This is a genomic window from Pedococcus dokdonensis, from assembly GCF_900104525.1.
Classification (GTDB): Bacteria; Actinomycetota; Actinomycetes; order Actinomycetales; family Dermatophilaceae; genus Pedococcus; species Pedococcus dokdonensis.
This window is the reverse complement of record NZ_LT629711.1, coordinates 3,305,434-3,322,923: the sequence shown is the minus strand read 5'-3', so window position 1 is coordinate 3,322,923 and position 17,490 is coordinate 3,305,434. Positions and strand designations below refer to the sequence as shown.

The following is a 17,490-nucleotide window of genomic DNA, read 5'->3' as shown; positions in this document are numbered from 1 at the left end:
GACCATCTCGTGGGCATCAGCCCTTCCATGAACGGGAAAGCTCAGCGACGAACTCGTTCATGAGCATGAGTCTTACCCCTGCGTTGCGGGCCACATCGACCGCTGCTTCAGCGAAGCCACCGGTGCTTGGGTTGGTGGCGATGATCGCGTCTAGTCCGAGATCGTCATACCTGTCCAAGATCGACAGGAGCTGATCCGCGGTCGCCTCATACGTGTCGAAGGTCGCGACCGTAAGGATTTCTGGAGTCACTCGGGTGCGCGTGATCTGGTAAGCGTCCTCGCCCACGCGACTCCAATCCCGAACTGCTGGGTTGGTGTTGAGCCGCTTTGCAACGTAACTCCGTTCTCGCGCAACAAACTTGCTGATGTCGGTCGAGTGCTCTAGCGCGGAGGACAGCTCGCCCAATCTGCCAACGGCGACCCCGCGCTGTTCGGCGAACGGATATACGTCGTTGGCGGCCCCGCGACGAAACACAACGATGAACCTTGCCTCGGGAAATTCTCGGAGCGACTGCTTCAGGTCTGCCACTGTGAATAGGCCAGTGATGCCATCTGGGCAGTACACGTGCGCATCAGGCATGCGGTGACGCTCGACGGTGAACCCCGAGTCACCGACTTTAGTGATAGCCCATGGCGTTCGATCCAGACGGTGCTCGCGCTCTTCCGTCAGCTTGTCGATCGCCCAGTCGCGCGCGCTCACGGCTGATCCTCCATGATGCTGTTCATCCCCTCCGGAAAGCGTTGGGTGCCCGCGGTCCAGTCGCCAAGTACGTGCCGGGCATCGAACTCCGCGACGTGAAGGCCGAAGATATCGGCCGTTGCACGCTCGTGCGCTGTTAGCAGGTCACGATTTCGGGTCAGAGCCCGCGTGATCCTCTGGTTGTTCGGAACAATGGTCTGCCGCGCGTGTTTACGCCAGAGCGCTGCGCGCTCATCGGACATGTTTCCTTCGACCGGGCCGTACGTGACAAAGATGGCCCCGTTCTGCGCCAACAGGGGTTCGATGTAGCGTCTCGCGGCTCCTCGATCTGCGAACTGCGGGGTGCCGAACGCCTGGGCCAACAGGTCCTGGTGGCGAGCCTTCCACGAATGGAGGAGCTCGATTGGGTAGTTCTGGGGTGTGCTGTCGACCAGGATGTGGCACTTGGGGCACAGCACCGTCACGTTGCTGTGGTGTGCGCGCTGAACCTTTGTGAGGCTCGACTTTCCCCGAGGTCCTTCTGTGCTTGCTCCGACAATGTGAGCCATCTGGGCGAAGTCGACGTCGGCATCGTCGGCAAACAGGAAGTCACTGCAGGCTGGAGACTGGCAGTACCCTCCGGACTCGCTCCAAAGCCGTCGCTTGGTGGCCGTGCTGAGGGGTACACGTCTGCAGGCGGATGGTTGTTGCGTTCCGGCAGCCATGGAGGACAGTCTTACTCATCACCGGCAGCGGCGTGCGTGCTTCGAATCTTGCTCCGTCGGGCCCCGGCAGCGTGCTCGAAGCGTCTGGCGCGACTGCACCGATTTCCGACCTCCGGCTTGGACTAGGAATCACCGGAAGGTTCTGCGTCGCCGCGGCGTCAACGGCAAGGCTCTCCGTGCGTCATTCCGCCGCTTTCGCTGTCTCTACTTTGCGCCCTAACGCTTACCTGCGCCGCGCTTAGATGCCGCCACGAGGCCCCGGAGGCAGTCTGAGCCGGTCCCGCGCGGAAGCTTCGATCCGCTCAGCAGAAGTTGGAGCGCAGAAGACGCGACGCAGGTAGCGTGCCAAGATGCCGCATCCCGCCACCATCGGATCGATCGACGACCTCCTTCTGGAGATCTCTCGAAGGATAAGCAATCACCCTCCGTCTCCGGTCTGGTTTCGCGGACAGCGCGACGCCGCCTGGGGCGTCTCACCCACCCTTTGGCGGCGCACTCCAGCGGGGCGATACACGACCATGGACGAGCGCAACTTCACACACCGTTTCCGAACGCGCGCCGCCATACGCTATGCAGCTGCGCCCGCTTACGATGACCACGCCGGTTGGCTGAGCCTGATGCAGCACTACGGACTACCGACGCGCCTCCTTGACTGGAGTCGATCTCCCCTTATCGCTGCCTACTTCGCGGTCGAGGAGTCTCTTGTAGCCGACTCGCTGCCACCGCGCGACGCGGCCATATGGATGCTCAACCCGCATGCCCTGAATCATTTTCATGCTGGGACCCTGGTCACGCCCGCTCTCAGATCGATGATGTGCGAAGGCTTGGTTAAGCCGGCTTTCGCCGGGAACAACCGACAGTCGTCGGGGCGTCGGGCAGCAACGGTCATCGCGGCGATGGCAACCGAGAGTGATCTGCGCATGTTCGTCCAGCAGGGCTGTTTCACGGTGCATTCGCCATCGGCCCACGATCTCCGTTTGCTGACCAGTTCCGACGAGTTTCTCTGGCAACTCCGGATCCCAGCTGAGCTCGTTCGTCGTTTCGCCGAAGACCTCCGGACCCTCGGCTACAGTCGCGGGGATCTCTTCCCAGACCTTGAGCATCTGGCTTCTGATTTCAAGACCGAGTTTCCGCCCGGTTCGATCGCTGGGACTAAGGCTTGACAGGGCACGCCCATGCCTAGCTGGGTGAAGGTGCGGCACCTCGGCCGAGACGTTTCCGCCGCTGCGGTGCGCTCGTCATACCGCCGCGAGTTCGCTTCCGTCGCAGTGAACCGCGAGTTCACGGCCTCGTCATGGACAACTCCGCGCGGGTCAATTCGTTGCAAGTCGCCTCGGACAACGTGACCAGAGAGTGCCTGCGAAGGCGGCATGGCGAATCGTCGAGGCATGCTTCGGCGAGATTCCGCGGAAATCTACCTGGCTTTGACCTATGCTCAACTTGCAACTCCGGGAGCCTCCACCACATGGGGGCGGCGAGGCGCCCACGGTGAACGCTCGGTCAACCAGCGTTCTGTCTTCCGTGTCTCCGGTTTTAGTGTGGCGGGCGCTCTTGAGTGCCCGCCACACGTTTCGGTGGATCGGGGTGCTAGATGACGAGCATCATCGCTTGGTGCGGGGTGGACTCTCGAGGCCCCGCCTCCATATACATCGCCGCAGACAGTCGCGTCACTCAAGGCCGACATGTGCTCAGCGACGGAACGCGAAAGACGTTTGCTGCGGCGCGATCGGCACAGATTTTCGCCTACTGCGGCCATGTACTCGGCCCTGCATCCACTCTTGGATCAGTGAGCGAGACCTTGGAGCGCATGACGTCGGCCAATGACATCGCGACTGCGCAAGAACAGTTTCGAGAAGCAGTAGAAGCGGGCTGGAGCCTCCACGCGCCTGTTCCGGTTGAGACCGTTCTCCTGCACGCCGTGCGATGCGGCGGGCCAGCTATCAAGACGACCACGTTTGGTGTGCAGATCGTTCGGATCGCGGCTGGAAGCAAGGTGGTCGACCACCAAGTGCTCAATGTCCCCACCAGCCAGAGTTCGTACCTAGCCATTTTGGGGAGCGGGGAGCGAGCCGTACACAGGAGCTTGGCCCGCTGGATCCCGGTCGCTCAAGGAGACGGCCGCGACCGAACTAGTCGAGCCGTTTTCTCGGGCTTCTGCGACTCGATAGCCGACGCATCCGACCCAAATACGGGAGGGGCGCCCCAATTGGTGGGCCTTCGCCGGACCGGACTCTCTTTTACGTTTGGAGTTGTCTGGGAGGGTGCGCCCTACGTGAGCGGAGTACCGGAAATCAGCGAAAACGAAGACATTGAGTATTTCGATCGCCACCTACAGCGCGTAGATCGACACGGCCGTTTGCTTCCAGGAGCGCAACGGCACGCACAGCGTCCGATCCACTGAGGGTCGCGTCATTGCGCCGCGAGGCGGACAGCGGCCACTCGCGGCTGGTCTCGCAAAAGCCGGAGTCACCGACGGGCCCGCGAGGGGACATTCGAGGAATCCTCGCCCACGTCGACTGCGAACTCCCTCCGTGCCGTGGCCACGAGTTGGCTGAGGCCATCATGACGACCGCTCTGAGTCTGGACACCGCGCAGCGCTCCAATGATCTCGCCCATTGAACGGCTCGATGCGCGCAGCGCGGACCCGTTGCCAAATATGAGCATCACGCCTTGGGCTTGAACTACCATCTTTTGCAGTTCATAAGCATCTGCAGTCGACAGCGGAACCGGATCTCCGTTCTCGTTAGGTTGATCAATGCGCGTCTCTGCGTCTAGAACGGCTGTGATGAACTGCCCGTACGCCAGGCGTCGTTGTTCCTTGAGGTAGGCATTCTCAGCATCTCGTTTGGCACGGACCTCGAGCCGCTCGGCATGCCGATGGGTGAGCAGCAATCCCACGATGGACATGCCCCCAGTAACCAGGGCGCCAGCGAGGGCGCCGACCAGCGCCCAGTACGTCTCGGTCATGCACCCCATCCTGACGGCCGGGTCAGACAAAGACCCCGCCGGCACTGGCTTTGGCACCGGACGTCTACCGCTTTCGGGTGCCCACTTGCCGGAAGCAACGCTCGAGTAGCGGCAAACATGCACGGCGTCTTGTCGCCGCCAAGCAGCCGCATAGCGGCATACGTGGACTCCGGCCCGGCGGTGAGCTCCTGGATACGGCAACGCGGGCGACTTCCGCGCTCGGGCAGACAAGACCACCGCGAGTGTGATGAGTTGGGGGCGTGATCCGGACTTGCCCTCTTTGCTTCAGCGCCGACGACGTCACCTACGAGCGTCTTCCCGATCGCCTCGTACGGTTTACGTGCGCTCGTAACCACGAGGACGCTGGTCCACACCTTTGGGTCGAGACACTGGACGCGGTAGCGCTCAGCGACGAGGCAGACGCCGGCGTTACTGACGAGCTGCTCGATCCACTCTCTGCATGTGTCGAAGTCGGAGGGCCTTGGGAGGAGTACGGCATCGTCGAGTACAGATTCCGCCAGCGATACCCCGACTTATTCGCCGCTCACGTCCGCGACCGCGGGCATCGGATGTTGGGCCCGCATAAGGTCACTGCCTCAGGCGTTCGATTTGCGATAGCACTTGGTCGCCTTGCTGACCGCGGGGAGTTACTCCAAACCTACGGTCCCGCGACTGGTGCGTGGGCTCCCCAAGAAATCACATACTGGGCCCGGCCTCCCGCATCCGCGACCACAAGCCGCCTCACCTGGGCGCAGTGGTGCCTCGACCACGGCCGTTCTCCCGACTGGACAGACGCCGATCGCGAAGGCTTCTAGCGCGGCGAGGGGAAAGCCCAGCGGCGCGCCAACTCGATAGGCGGGGCGCGATACGCGCGTCACACCGCCGCGTCAGCTCGGCCACTTCCCCGCACCACGGCTATGTCTCCACGCCGCCCAAGGAGTGTGCGCGCGAGAGATCCCGCCAGGTCGGTGTGCGATGCCCAACTGCACCCGTTGAACCGCCTCAGTCAGAACCACGCTCGCACTGTCGGGCGAAAGTAGGGCAACGTCCAGTCCTAATCGAGACTAGGCAGATCGCGGATTACGAAGCCAGAGGGGGAGCTCTGAAAAAGGGCGGTGTCCGGAATGGCTTCCGCATGTGCTTCAGGCGTGACAGTGACATTTGCGACTCGCGCAGTCACCCACCGCTGGTCGGGCCGGAATAGATCAGGTTGTTCGGTGACGATGCGGTCAACCAGTTGATCGATTCGATCCTCCATCCACGCTGGTAGGTCTGGCGTCTTGGCTCGGATCAGAGCACCAGTCATCGGAAGATGGAGGTACCAGCGACGTACCTTGCTCTGGGTGAAGGCCAGGACTGCACTCGGAGCCTCGACTGGTGCAGTCGGCCACAAGGCTCGATCGATTTTGGCCAAAGCGGTGAAGTACTCGGCCCAAAGACCGTCCAGGGCATCAAGTCCATCGCTGTAAGCGTCGACTTCTAGGTCCGGCCGGACCGCCTGCAGCGCGGACAGCACTTCCCGGTAGCCCGCGATTCCAGCCCACATGGCCACTGGAGCCAATTCCAGGGACAGCCCCGTGCGGAAAATGCGGAAGCCGTTTGGGCTATCGAACACGGTGCCAAGGGAGCCCGCCGCGCTGCCGTGGCTTACCAGGGAACCGAGCTTGTAGTAGGTGTATAGATGTTCAAGTCCCGCGACGGTCGCGCGATCCTTCAAGGTGCGTTTTGTCCAGTTGCGCGAGAACCAGTGACCGTGTTCGGCGACGGCTGCGTTGAAGCGACGCTTAGAGGCGACCCCTGCCTTCCTGAGCGCACGCGTGTACTTGCGACGCGCTGCCGCATTCAAGCGATCGGCTCCAGGCTCTAGGTCAACCATCATTGCTGGTCCCAAGTCCAGATGCTCCGCATACCGTGAGGCCTCGGCCAAACTCGAGGTCACCGTGCGCAAGTTGATGGCGTGTTCGATCACGGAACGTGCTGCTCGCATTGCAGACCGACCCGAGCCCGTCTCGATGTCATCAAGCAGATCTCGGAAGTCATTAACGGCGAGGTTGAACAGTAGACGGACCGACTCGTGGGTGGTCGAGTCACCGACTACCTGAGATACCAAGGCCAACTGTTCGAAGTTGACCAGTTGCATGGTCGCCGGCAGGAGAGGAACGCCCTTGGCGATCTTCTCGGACATGTCCTCGTGGTGGAGAAGTGGGCGATCTTCGGGAAGCGGTTCACCGAACGTTGACCCAGACATATCAGCGATTCTTGCGCAAACCATCCAACCGAGGCAGACGGCGCGCGAGTGGGCCACACGAGGGCGCGGTTAATTCATCTTGCTTGGCTCGGTGGCCCCCGGCCGCAGGAGGCTGCTCAGGTTTACCCCATTGAGGTTCACGTGGTCCCTTGCGTTCATCTGGGCTCACAGCGTTCGTCTGACTACGTGCTGTGGATCGCTCGCCATGGCCAACTCGCTGAGGCGCTTGACCCAGTGGTTGGGACGTCCTGTGGGGCCACGAGCTGAGTGCCGTTCTGGGTGAGTCATACCGCCGCGAGGCGGACAACTTGCGTGGCGCGAGCATGGTGCGGGACCTGGTCAGCCCGTGCGGTCCAAAGCGAGTCTCGCTCAAGTGGGCCTGGACCGTGTCGGGCGGCGCTACGGGCCCGTTCGCCGAAGTCGCCAGCTGTTGTCGGGGGGCCGACCTACTATCGCCAACATGCCAGAGGATTCGTTGCCGATGTCAGAGGTGACCAATCAGATTCTTCAGCGAGACTTTCAAATAATCAGTGATCTGTTCGAGCCAGACCCGGATCCCGGCCGCTGGCCAATCCATCCCAACAGTTCCCTTGCCAAGGACGACTCGGTCACCAAAGGGTTCGATCCGATCTCATCGCAGTTCGAGGGGCTCATCCATTCGGCGATGGACAACCTCCATGGCGTCAAAAGCATGATTGTGGACGCTGGCGCGATCCATACGTTTGCGGAGTACGCCATGATCCGCGCTGGCATCGAGACATCCGCGACTGCGTGGTGGTTGCTTGCTCCGGCAAGCCGGCAGGAGCGTTGCACCCGGTCGCTCAGGATCTTCTGGAAGGACGCATGCGACGGTGGGACTGCCCTGGAGGGCTCGACCGCTGGGGTCCAGTACAAAGAGCGCAGGCTCACGCATCTCAAGGCGGTGGCTGCGAAGGCCGGGATCGAGGAAGGTGCCGCCAAGCGACATCCCTCGGCAACGGGGGTTCTGCGGGAACTGGATGAGCGGCACGGGCTTGCGGCACTACTCGTCTGGCGCGCGTCGTCTGGAATGGTCCACGGGCGCCGGTGGTCGACCTTCGCACTCTCAGATCTCGAGCATCACGATTCACTGCGGTCGCCCGACATGGTCCATGTCAGGATTACGGGGAACATGGATCGACTGGCTATGAGCTACCACATCGGGTGCTTGGTGCTACAGGAGGCAATGCGGCTCTTCCACATGCGTCGAGAGCCCCCAACATGCCGGGTCTGATTCGCGAGTTCACCGCAGTGGCCGTTGCCCCAGCGCCCACAGCCCGGCCATGGGGCTTCATGAACCTGCGTCATACCGCCGCCTTACGGCTCGGTCCGGGCGAAGAGGGTCTTCGACGAGTGAGATGGCATCGTGGGCACGGATCGCGGTAATTGGTCCTACTTGGAGCGGACGCGTTGGTGACGTCTCGAAGCCAATACGAAACGCCGGACAAGGCAGCAGTCATCGTGGTTGATTAGCAATCTCAGGCTATAGGCGCAATCATTCTCTTCATGGCCAAGCAGACGACGGTAACCATCACCGATGACCTCGACGGTTCGACCAACGCGAAAGAGGTCTCGTTCAGCCTTGATGGCAGGAGCTGGGTGATCGACCTCAGTGCGAAGAACCGCGCCGCCCTGGAGAAGGTGCTTAAGCCCTACATCGCTAAGGCGACTGAGCAGGGCCGCGGCAGCCGTCGTGGCAAGGCAGTTCGCTCGTCCTCTCGAGCAAAGTCACGTACTGATCTTGCGGCGGTGCGGGATTGGGCGAAGAACAATGGTCATCAGGTGAGCGACCGTGGCCGGATCAGTGCGGATGTTCTGAAGGCGTACGACACGGCTCAGTAGCCCGTGAGGCATAGAGGCTGATGGGCGGGGCGGGGCAGAGCATCGGCATAACGCCGCCATAATCCGCCCACCGATCTCTGAGTGACCCGGACGTTTCCCATCTGATGGCCAGCTGCGAATCCGGTGTGGGAAGGGCCGCAGCGGTCCTCTCCATTTCCACAGCCCGAGCAGGTTGCTGCTAATAGTCGACGATCTCGCCAGTGCCGGTGTCGATGGTCTGGCCGTCGACGACCCGAAGCCGTGGGCCGGCGCTGTCCTCGCTCGCCGCAGGCCGGCTTTGGTGAGCGGCGACGTCCCGGTCGAATGCGTGCACGCGTTGGGTCGTGGCCGGCTCCCCCAGGTGACGCGAGTGGCGGCCTTTGGCTGGCAACTGCTGGTGTCCGTCCTCGCAGTGATCCTTGACCCTCTGACGCATTCGATCGATGAAGGCCAGGAGGGCGTAGCGGTGCCACTCCTCGAGGGCGTCGCTGCCGAGGGCCAGCGCGGCTCGTCGACGTTGGTCGGCCAGCACGGCTAGTTCACGCACCAGGTGCGGGTGTTGCGGCCAGCAATATGGGACGACACCGGCGACGTCCCATACGTACTCGCTGTTGAGCCAGATCGTGAAGGCCTCGAGCCAGTCCCACAGCTCGCGGCGCAGCTGCGGACGGGTGAGGCTGTCTGGGTCCCAGGGCCGTGGCAGCGTTCTGAGGCTGCCCAACGCTTTGCGCTGCTCGTCGGTCCCGTTGAGTGCGAGGTCGAGTTCGCGGTATGCCTGCTCGAGCTGGCGTCCCGGGTGCGGGAACGTGGCCACCATCGGGCCGGATGTCGGGTCCGGGCTGCTCATTGGCTTCATGCTTATCTCCGTGCTCAGCTGCTGTGGTTGGTTAGGCCTCGTCGGCGGGCCTCGACGAGTGCGGCGGTGCGGCGGACGTCGACCGACACGGTGGCGGCGTGCCGGCTCCGCCCGAGGAGGGTCCTCGCCTGCTCCTGCTGCGCCAGCAGGGTGCGCCCGGCTCGTCCGTCGATGCATCGGGTGAGCCGGGCGATCATTGGTTTGCCGTTCTCTGACACGACCAGGGCGTGGCGTTCCTTGAGTTGCCGGACCTCGGCGGCGGTGAGGATGGGGATGTCTTCGGCGGTGGTGGTGCGGCCGCCCATCTGGCCGGTCTGCCAGCTGGTCCGCGAGATCCGCACCGGACCCAGCAGGTCGGAGATCTCCTGGTTGAACGCGACGTCCTTGGAGCCGCCGAAGAGGATCAGGTTGTTCGTCAGGCCTAGCAGCGTTCGAGCCTCCTGGTCCCCGAAGATCGCGGACAGCTGCGGCCGGGTCTGCGCTGCCCAGATGAAGGAGATGCCCAGGGCGCGCTCGTTGGCCATCCGGGTGCGCAGCGTGGGCAGCGGCGCCGTGGAGGGCAGCTCGTCCAGGCAGGCCAGCATGGGCGGGCACAATCGACCCCACCGCGACGTCTGTGCCTCGACCAGCGCGGTGTCCAGGACGTGCTCCGCCACGGCGGTCATCAGCGGCGACGCGCTCGCGTACGGGTCCTCCCGGCCGAGCAGGTAGATGGTGCCGCCACGGCGGATCACATCGGCGATGTCCGTGGCGGTGCGCCCAGGGCCGGGGACGCAGCGTCGCCGGATCGGTTCTTGGAAGAACAGGCTCAGCGCCTGCTGCACCGTGGTGACCGTGTTACCGGCGGTCCGGTCATCGCCGTGCAGCGCCCCGTGGAGCAGTCCGTGCCAGAACGGGGCAGCATGGGGGTGTTCGCGCAGGATCTCGGTGGGGTCGGTGGCACTGAGGGGGTTGGCCACCCAGCGGAGCACGTCCTCCAGGTCACGCCCGGTGAGGGCCGCGGCGTGAAAGTACGCCTGGATGACCTTGGCCGCCTCGGCCGCGTAGAACCGGGCAGCGTCGTCGCCGTGCCCGCCGGCGACGGCGCCCTTCACGGTGCCCGCGGTGAAGGCCTTGGCGCGCCGCTCGGCGACCATCGGGTCGACGCAGCCGTCGATCGGGTCCCACACCAGCTCCGGCAGACCGATCGCCAGTCCGAACGGGTCGAGCACCACGCACGGGCGCTGCTCGTCCTCCCCCGCCCGCGGCGCCTGCCTCGACGTGAAGCTCAGCAGAAGGTCGTCGACCTTGGTGAGCGTCACCAAGGCGGCTCCGGGAGCGCGCAGCAGAGCGGGGATGAGCAGGTCCAGGGTCTTGCCGCTGCCCTGGGGTCCGATCACCCCGGCGGTGCGGTCCCACGGCACCCACAGCTGCCCGCCCCGCGGCTGCTGCCCGTTGCCCAGTCGCCACCCAACCTGTTCGGGCCGGAAGGGCGCCCGCCGGCGGCCGCCTTTCAGTGCCACTTCAGCGTTCCCTCCCGTACAGATCCGGCCGGACGACGGCGCCGACCTTGCGCAGCCGGCTCCGGCCGAGCAGCCGCGCGGCTTCCTCCCGCGAAGCCATCCCTTGGATCCGTCCGGGCCCCCACCGGCCGAGGCCGACCTTCCCGACCCAGACGGTCAGGGTAAGGACCATCGCCTCCGCAACACCGACCCACACCCTGACTGCCGTCGCTCCAGCCAGGTGGGCGGCCGTGCCGGTCAGGCCTGCACCGGCGCCGCCACCGAGCACTCCGGGCACGCTGGTGAACAGCGTCTCCCGGGAAGGCAGGGTGAGCCCCCCTCCGGCGACGAGGTTGGCCACCGCGCGCCCGGCATGGACCCCGAGGACCAGCAGGAGGACCGTGGCGACTACCGCCGCCACGGGGATCTCCCAGGTGAACGGATAGGGGTTGGTTCGACGTGCTCGCTGCATGGGCTGCTCCCTTCCTGCCACCCCAATGCCCGATAGCGATCCTGGGTGGTCACATCTGCGCTCAGCCGCCCCGCACGGGCACGTTCGGGTCTCAGGGTGCCGCCCGGGACGGCTGGTCGGAGACGTTGCCGACCCGCCAGATCTGAAAGATGTGCTTGACGGTCGCCTTGCAGGCGTAGCTGCCGTAGGTGACACCGTGCCGGCCGTCCATCGCCTCCACGGTCGTCTGCTTGCTGGGGTCCAAGACCATGGCGACATGCCCGATGGTGTTGGGCCCCAGGTAGGAGTCGTAGAAGATCAGGTCGCCGGGCCTGGCCTGCCGGGGGTCGACCCGGAAGCCGTTCCCGGCCGCGAGCCAGTCGCGTTGCGCCTGCGCGGTTCGCGGGGTGCTGATGCCGATCTGGGCGTACGCGGTCTGGGTGAACGAGGAGCAGTCCCACGCGTGGGGTCCCGTGGCGCCCATGACGTACCGGTCCCCGACGTGGCTGGTCGCCCAGGTGAGGGCCACCCGCAGGCGGTCGCTGGTCAGCGGTGGCAGGGCAGGGTTCCCTTGTCCTGGCCCGCACTCGGTGCTGCTTCCCAGCACGGTGCCGCTGCCGTAGGCCGCGGCGTAGTACAGGACGTCGTTGACGTACCAGTCGGCGTGGTTGTAGGCGAAGATCGCCGCCCGCACCCCCGCCGGACCTTTGGTGACACCGGACTTGGTGAGATAGTTCGCGGCCGACATGGCGCTGTCGGCGTCGTTGGTGATGTCCGCGCGGCCGTCGCCGTCGCCGTCGACCCCCATCGTGACCCAGGTGGCGGGCAGGAACTGCATGAGGCCCTGCGCGCCGGCCGAGCTGGTGCCGTCGTTGCGGCCGTGGGCGGTCTCCTCCATGCCGATCCCGGCGAGCAGCGTCCACGGGATCTTGTACCGTGCCGCGGCCGCGAGGTAGACCGCCTTGACCTGGGTGGGGATCGGTTGCGCCGGGTGGCGCAGCGACGCCTGTCGAGGTGTGCCGGGTGGGGGCAAAGGGAAGCCGACGCCGCCCTCGTTGACCGGCACCCCGGGGGGTCGTGTCCAGCTGGCCACGGCTTGGCCGTTGAGGGGTGCACCGTGGGCCAGCATCCACGGCACGGGGTCGGTCGGCGTCCCGCCGAGGCGGATCTCGAAGTGCAGGTGGTCGCCGGTGCTGGTGCCGGTTGATCCCTCGACCCCCAGCTGCTGGCCGCCGACGACCGTCGCGCCGGTGCTCACGCTCAGGGACGCGAGGTGGGCGTAGCGGCTGACCACCGCTGCCCCGGTGGTGTCGTCGACGTGCGCGACATCGACGACGTTGCCATACCCTCCCTCCGCGCCGGCGAAGGTGATTCGCCCGGCCCCGATCGCCACCACCGGTCCGGGTCCCGGTTGTGACACCAGGTCCTGCCCCGTGTGCAGGCGCCACTGGTGGTAGATCGGGTGGAACTCGCGGCCGAAGCCGCGCTGGCCAACGGTGTAGGCCTGCGCGAACGGGGGCCGCCAGGCGCCGGTGACCGGTGTGACGCCGCCGCAGGCGATCGTGCGCAGCTCCTGCGCGGCCGCCGGGGCGCTCACCGTCATCACGAGCAGGGCGACGGCCACCGGCAGCCCGAGCATCAGCAGCAAGGCCGGGATGAGGAACAGCGCGATCTTCTTCATGGGTCGGCTCCGGTCCGGCGATGGTCAGGCGGCGCCTGCGATGGCTTGGTTGGTGAAGGTGAGCTCGCGTTCGACCGGGTGCAGCACGGTCTGCACCTGGTAGTGCTGCTCCCCCACACACCACAGAGCCCTGCCCTTGCCCTGCATGGCCCACCCGGTGACCAGGTCGCGCGCCATCGGGCCCAGTCCGAGCATGTTCTCCAGCTCGCGGGCCACACCCAGATCCTGGCCGTGCAGGATTTTCACGTCGGCCAGGTGCAGCAGGTCCTTGGCGATGGCGACGGCCTGGGAGCCGGTGTCACCGGCGGAGAGCAGGTCGGAGGGCTTGTGCGCGACGGCGAACTGGACGTCCCCGTCACGTCGGGACAGGCGCAGGTCGGCGTCGAAGGACTTGACCGCCTCCGGGCCGAGCCGCAGCTGCTTCCACGATTCGTCGCGCACGACCACCCGCAGGTCCCCCGGTACTGCCCGCTCGCGCATGCCTCGACCCCAGGAGTTGAGGCAGGTCAGGGCGATCCCGATCGCCTCGTCCCCCAGGGGCTCGAGGCGGGACAGGCTCAGGGACTGGATCGGGGCGGACCAGTCGACGTCGATGGTGGTGTGGTCGTCAAACAGGCCGGCCAGGGCGCCATTGACGAGCTGGCCGAGGGCGTCTCGCAGGAGCCTGGTGTCGTCGAGGAAGTGCCGCAGGTCGGCGTACCGGCAGGTTGCGACCAGGTCGGCGGTGGGCTTGTCCAGAAGCTGCCACAGCTGGGGAATGGTGGTCTCGGTCAGGTGGGACTGGCCGTGGGTGTATCCGGTGAGGGTTTGCAGGGCTGCCTTGACGACGACTTCGTCGGTAGGTCCGAATGGGACCCGCTGCTCGCCGATCCGTTGGCTTCCGACGAGGCCTCGGACCAGGGTCAGCCAGCGCCCGAAGACGACCGCGGCGCGGCCTTGCGCCTGCGCGGCGTCCAGCTGGTCCCAGCCCTGGAGGAGAGGCCCGAATGCCAGGGGGTTGATGCGGGTGGGTAGGCCGTGTCCGATCGCGAAGGGTTCGACCCCGAAGAACCGGCACAGTCCCTCGTACTCGTCCTTGGGGTCGCCGAGCACCAGGATGCGGTAGCCGAAGTCGGTCATCCGCAGGCAGAACGCCTTGGTGGTTGCCGACTTGCCGCGGCCGGGTTTCCCGAAGCTGAAGATGTTTGGGTTGGTGACCGGGACGTCGTCGTCGAGGACCCACCCGTGGGGGTCGGCGTAGAACGCGCCACCGGAGAGCATGTCGATGCCCATCTGGGCTCCGGTCGGCGGGAGCCCGGGGGTGGAGATGAACGGCCAAAGCACCGGCGCCTGGTCGGAGGTCATGCGCCAGCTCGAAACGGGCGCGGCCGCCGGAGCCCAGCCGCTGCCGGGACGGCGAGGCCCACGGCGTGACGCGTGCCGGAACAGTCGCGCCTCCTTGGTGGCTTCCTGCACCGTTGGGACGGAGGGCAGGTCGTGGCCGAAGTCGGCGAGCAGCCGTGAGACGGTGCGCCCCGCTGCCCGGCGGCCTCCTCGGGTGCGTTGCGAGGGACTCATTGTTCAGTCCGCCTTCCGGGTGAGGCTGACGCCCAGCGGGACGGTCGACGCGGCGAATGCGACGTCCTGGGCCAGGTCCAGGCGCAGCGGCGCGAACCCTGCCCGGCGCACGGACCCATCGAGGCGGCGCCCGAACTCGGACACCCTGACGGTCTTGGGGACGGTGACCGTGCAGACGGCGTACGGCCGGGTCAGGGAGTTGCCGCGGGCGAGCTTGGTGTCCAGCCGGCGCACCTTCTCGGCCTCGTCCCTGGCCTTGGCGTTCTGCTTCACCTTCGCCTTGACGCGCAGCTCCTCGCCGATGTCGGCAGCCCACTCGCTGGTGGCGCTCTGCCGGCCGGCCGCCGACTGGCTCAGGATCGGGTAGGCCACCAGGAAGGAGCGACGCTCCCCCGGCTCGGTCGGGGTCAGCACCGGAAGCAACGCACCCATCGCGGCACCCTTGACCGGGAGCTTGATGGTGGAGCTGACGCTGTTCCACGCGTCGTGGCTGTAGTGCCGGGCCACCGGGTCGGCCCCGGACGGTCCGGCCATCGCCCACGGGACGTCGGCGTTGACGCCCGGGTCGGCGTGGCGGGCGCCGAGGGCGTCGATGATCCCGGCCCGATCCCCTGGGGCGAACCCGGTCCGGGAGGCCAGCGCGAGCTCGGGGCTGGTCAGCCACGTGACGCTGGTCATGCCCAGCCCGCCGCGCAGCTGGGCCTCGATCTCGCCCAAGACGCCGTAGATGACGCGGGCGCGTCCTTCGAGGCCGCCGCCGGACTCCTTGGCCGCCTTGCCCAGCCGTCCCTCGGGGATGACGACCGTCACGAAGGACTCGGTGCGCACGCTGGCCCGCGTGAGAGTCTGCTGCAGCTCGTCGTTGACCTGCCGGGCCCCCGGGGAACCGCCGGGCCGGCGGTGCCGGGCCAGCCACTGGTCCCGTTCGGCGCCGTCCTCGGGGACGGTGCGCACCAAGAGCAGGATCTCCTCGACCAGCCCGGTCTGGGAGGCCATGTCCAGCAGCTCGCTCAGACCCCGACCCTGCCGCTGCCGCTCCTCGATCTCGCGCAGCCCGATGCCCGGGTGGACGACGGCCGCAGTCACCGCCCACGTTCGGGCGGCGTGGTTCTGGATGATCGCCACCCGGGAGAACGAGGCCCCGTGCGGTGGCCCGTCATGGATCTGCACGGCGTGCAACGCTCCGGGCAGGTCGGGCTCCTGCAGGCAGTCCACCTGCCCTCGGGTCGCCTTGGAACGAAAGCGGGTCCACCCCGCCAGGCCGCCCGCGGCGAAGGCCAGACAGGCCGCCACCCAGCCGAAGGTGGACCGGCCCCGGACCGGGGTCACCGTGACCACGGTGATCGTGGCCCACAGCGCCAAGAACAGCACCGCCGAAATCCACGCGCCGGCCTGGACGGACCAGAACACCGGCATCGTCGAGCCGGCCACGACTGCCAATTGCCACCCGGACAGCCCGAAGAACCACCCGATCCGGGCCCGGCTGTAGTCGCTGTAGATGACCGCCATGAGAGCCTCCTCTGCTTTTCGAACAAGGGCTTTCGGTTTTGGGTGATCGATCAGACCGGGACGATCGGCACGGCCGCCGCAGCACCCGCCGCCTCGCCCCCCGCGGCGCCCGCGCCCCCGGCACCACCAGCGGAACCAGCCACTGCGCCCGGGGAGGGTGTCGGCGCGGGCGGCGTCCCGACCCCAGGTGGTGCGGGGGGAGTGATGCCGGCCTCCGGCGTGGTGTTAAGGCTGGAGCCGTTGATCTGGGGGTTGTCGTCGTCTGCCTGCGTGCCGCCGCTCCTGTGGCTCGACACTTGCTTGGTCTTGCTGAAGTCCGGGACGTAGTTGTTGTGGCCGACACCCATCTGGTTGGTCACGTCGGCGGCCACGGCCGCCCCGCGCGGCCCGATGCTCTCCATGGCTGCCATGCCTGCGCCGACGGCTTGCCCGAGCCCGCCTCCGACCTGGCCCATCAGCCCACGCCCACCGGAGCTGAAGCGCGCGCTGGTGGAGTCCTGCCCGGAGCTCTCGCCCTGGGAGCGGCCGTTCGTGTCGGTGGATGACGCGGCCGAGGACCCGCCCTGCGCCTGACCCTGGCCGGCGAGGACACCGCTGAGGCCGCCCTGGGCGGCCAAACCGGCCCGCAGCGCGGACCCGGAGCTGGTGCCGGGATCGACGAACGCCAGAAGCTTGAACAGCGCGAGGGGGCTGAAGCAGCCGATGCAGATCAGGACCACGCCGGGCACGGCAGTCCCGATGGCCTTCTGCAGCGTGTCGCTCATTCCGGTGGCGACCCCTGAGGTCATCTGCACCCCGATGCCCAGCACCAGGACCATCACCACGGGGGTGAACGCGGCGGCGATGAACCAGCGCAGACTCTTCCAGAACCAGCCCTGCCCGGCGTCGCTGACCAGTCCCCCTGCGGCGATCGGGGTGGTCGCTGCCAGCACCATCAGGGCGCCCGCACGGGTGAGCATGACCAGCAGGTGTCCGATCGCGGCGAACACCATGAAGATCCCCATGAATCCCAGGACGGTGGCGATAGTGCCGTCGCTGATGTCCTGGGTCGAGATCTGGGTGCCGAGCGGGTCGAACTGGGCCCACCCGTCGATGTGCAGCAGCGTGGACATCAGGGCGCGAGTGAGCCCTCCGCAGGCGGCGACGACCAGCACCGCCAGGGCGATCCAGCCGGCCCACACCATCACGAACTGGCCCGTCCCGACCAGGACCCGCGCCATCGACTTGCCGTCGCGCCGCGCGGCAGTCAGGCCCAGCTGCACCATTGCCAGCAGGAGCATGAGGGCTCCGGCGATCCAGAAGGTTATCTGGTACACATGCGCGCCGGGGCCCCCCTCGCGCAGGTCGGGGACGGTGAACGCGTCGACGATGGTCAGGACGAGCTTCAGCAGCCAGAGCCCGGCGTTCCAGAGGCCGAGCATTGCGGCGGTCCACCCGTCGGCGACGACCCTGCCGGCGGCTGAACCGAGATAGGTGAAGGGGTTGAGGAAGTCCACG

14 protein-coding genes are annotated in these 17,490 nt (G+C 66.5%); 3 read left to right on the top strand and 11 right to left on the bottom strand.

Annotated elements, in window-relative coordinates; translation table 11 throughout:
- Positions 1 to 16 precede the first annotated feature (16 nt).
- Together BLQ34_RS15645 and BLQ34_RS15640 are read right to left on the bottom strand one after the other, a co-directional pair.
- Entirely contained in the window at positions 17 to 700 is a 684-nt protein-coding gene (locus BLQ34_RS15645) for a hypothetical protein (RefSeq protein WP_091787548.1), read from the bottom strand.
- Complete coding sequence (locus BLQ34_RS15640; protein ID WP_157693097.1) at positions 697 to 1,404, bottom strand: hypothetical protein; 708 nt, start codon at positions 1,402 to 1,404, stop codon at positions 697 to 699. Before BLQ34_RS15640 ends, BLQ34_RS15645 begins: the two co-directional genes overlap by 4 nt.
- A 350-nt stretch (positions 1,405 to 1,754) precedes the next feature.
- Here BLQ34_RS15640 and BLQ34_RS15635 point away from each other — a divergent pair, with 350 nt between their 5' ends.
- Positions 1,755 to 2,567, top strand: a complete 813-nt coding sequence (locus BLQ34_RS15635) for an FRG domain-containing protein (RefSeq protein ID WP_091787542.1) — start codon at positions 1,755 to 1,757, stop codon at positions 2,565 to 2,567.
- Positions 2,568 to 3,870: 1,303 nt separating this feature from the next.
- Here BLQ34_RS15635 and BLQ34_RS15630 read toward each other — a convergent pair.
- Positions 3,871 to 4,371 carry a hypothetical protein gene (locus BLQ34_RS15630; protein ID WP_157693096.1) on the bottom strand — a complete coding sequence of 167 codons (501 nt, stop codon included), beginning with the start codon at positions 4,369 to 4,371 and terminating at the stop codon, positions 3,871 to 3,873.
- A gap of 1,054 nt (positions 4,372 to 5,425) precedes the next feature.
- Positions 5,426 to 6,556: a DUF5677 domain-containing protein gene (locus BLQ34_RS18905; RefSeq protein WP_157693095.1), complete on the bottom strand. Its 1,131-nt coding sequence runs from the start codon at positions 6,554 to 6,556 to the stop codon at positions 5,426 to 5,428.
- Positions 6,557 to 7,100: 544 nt separating this feature from the next.
- On the opposite strand from BLQ34_RS18905, the gene BLQ34_RS15625 reads away from it, so the two are divergent.
- Complete coding sequence (locus BLQ34_RS15625) at positions 7,101 to 7,871, top strand: hypothetical protein (RefSeq protein ID WP_091787536.1); 771 nt, start codon at positions 7,101 to 7,103, stop codon at positions 7,869 to 7,871.
- Between the two features lie 272 nt (positions 7,872 to 8,143).
- The gene (locus tag BLQ34_RS15620; protein ID WP_091787533.1) at positions 8,144 to 8,479 is read left to right on the top strand and encodes a histone-like nucleoid-structuring protein Lsr2; all 336 of its coding nucleotides are present in this window, start codon (positions 8,144 to 8,146) and stop codon (positions 8,477 to 8,479) included.
- A 178-nt stretch (positions 8,480 to 8,657) separates the two neighbouring features.
- On the opposite strand, the gene BLQ34_RS15615 is transcribed toward BLQ34_RS15620, so the two are convergent.
- The 7 genes from BLQ34_RS15615 to BLQ34_RS15585 all read right to left on the bottom strand — a co-directional run bounded on the left by BLQ34_RS15615 (position 8,658) and on the right by BLQ34_RS15585 (position 17,489).
- Positions 8,658 to 9,305 carry a hypothetical protein gene (locus BLQ34_RS15615; RefSeq protein ID WP_231961313.1) on the bottom strand — a complete coding sequence of 216 codons (648 nt, stop codon included), beginning with the start codon at positions 9,303 to 9,305 and terminating at the stop codon, positions 8,658 to 8,660.
- A 23-nt stretch (positions 9,306 to 9,328) separates the two neighbouring features.
- Positions 9,329 to 10,816 carry a type IV secretory system conjugative DNA transfer family protein gene (locus tag BLQ34_RS15610; protein ID WP_231961312.1) on the bottom strand — a complete coding sequence of 496 codons (1,488 nt, stop codon included), beginning with the start codon at positions 10,814 to 10,816 and terminating at the stop codon, positions 9,329 to 9,331.
- 1 nt (position 10,817) lies between these two features.
- A complete protein-coding gene (locus tag BLQ34_RS15605; RefSeq protein WP_157693094.1) occupies positions 10,818 to 11,267 on the bottom strand; it encodes a hypothetical protein in 450 nt (149 codons plus the stop codon).
- Between the two features lie 91 nt (positions 11,268 to 11,358).
- Positions 11,359 to 12,927, bottom strand: coding sequence for a peptidoglycan DD-metalloendopeptidase family protein (locus BLQ34_RS15600; RefSeq protein WP_091787525.1), 1,569 nt, complete (start codon positions 12,925 to 12,927; stop codon positions 11,359 to 11,361).
- 24 nt (positions 12,928 to 12,951) lie between these two features.
- The gene (locus BLQ34_RS15595) at positions 12,952 to 14,271 is read right to left on the bottom strand and encodes an ATP-binding protein (RefSeq protein ID WP_231961306.1); all 1,320 of its coding nucleotides are present in this window, start codon (positions 14,269 to 14,271) and stop codon (positions 12,952 to 12,954) included.
- A gap of 216 nt (positions 14,272 to 14,487) precedes the next feature.
- Positions 14,488 to 15,993 carry an SCO6880 family protein gene (locus BLQ34_RS15590; protein ID WP_091787519.1) on the bottom strand — a complete coding sequence of 502 codons (1,506 nt, stop codon included), beginning with the start codon at positions 15,991 to 15,993 and terminating at the stop codon, positions 14,488 to 14,490.
- Positions 15,994 to 16,043: 50 nt separating this feature from the next.
- A complete protein-coding gene (locus BLQ34_RS15585; RefSeq protein ID WP_091787516.1) occupies positions 16,044 to 17,489 on the bottom strand; it encodes a type IV secretion system protein in 1,446 nt (481 codons plus the stop codon).
- Position 17,490: the final 1 nt, after the last annotated feature.

Excerpts from the sequence above, each read along its gene's own strand:
- BLQ34_RS15640 (WP_157693097.1), bottom strand. The coding sequence starts at position 1,404 with ATGGCTGCCGGAACGCAACAACCATCCGCCTGCAGACGTGTACCCCTC.
- BLQ34_RS15635 (WP_091787542.1), top strand. The coding sequence starts at position 1,755 with ATGCCGCATCCCGCCACCATCGGATCGATCGACGACCTCCTTCTGGAG.
- BLQ34_RS15630 (WP_157693096.1), bottom strand. The coding sequence starts at position 4,371 with ATGACCGAGACGTACTGGGCGCTGGTCGGCGCCCTCGCTGGCGCCCTG.
- BLQ34_RS18905 (WP_157693095.1), bottom strand. The coding sequence starts at position 6,556 with ATGTCCGAGAAGATCGCCAAGGGCGTTCCTCTCCTGCCGGCGACCATG.
- BLQ34_RS15625 (WP_091787536.1), top strand. The coding sequence starts at position 7,101 with ATGTCAGAGGTGACCAATCAGATTCTTCAGCGAGACTTTCAAATAATC.
- BLQ34_RS15620 (WP_091787533.1), top strand. The coding sequence starts at position 8,144 with ATGGCCAAGCAGACGACGGTAACCATCACCGATGACCTCGACGGTTCG.
- BLQ34_RS15615 (WP_231961313.1), bottom strand. The coding sequence starts at position 9,305 with ATGAGCAGCCCGGACCCGACATCCGGCCCGATGGTGGCCACGTTCCCG.
- BLQ34_RS15605 (WP_157693094.1), bottom strand. The coding sequence starts at position 11,267 with ATGCAGCGAGCACGTCGAACCAACCCCTATCCGTTCACCTGGGAGATC.
- BLQ34_RS15600 (WP_091787525.1), bottom strand. The coding sequence starts at position 12,927 with ATGAAGAAGATCGCGCTGTTCCTCATCCCGGCCTTGCTGCTGATGCTC.
- BLQ34_RS15595 (WP_231961306.1), bottom strand. The coding sequence starts at position 14,271 with ATGACCTCCGACCAGGCGCCGGTGCTTTGGCCGTTCATCTCCACCCCC.
- BLQ34_RS15590 (WP_091787519.1), bottom strand. The coding sequence starts at position 15,993 with ATGGCGGTCATCTACAGCGACTACAGCCGGGCCCGGATCGGGTGGTTC.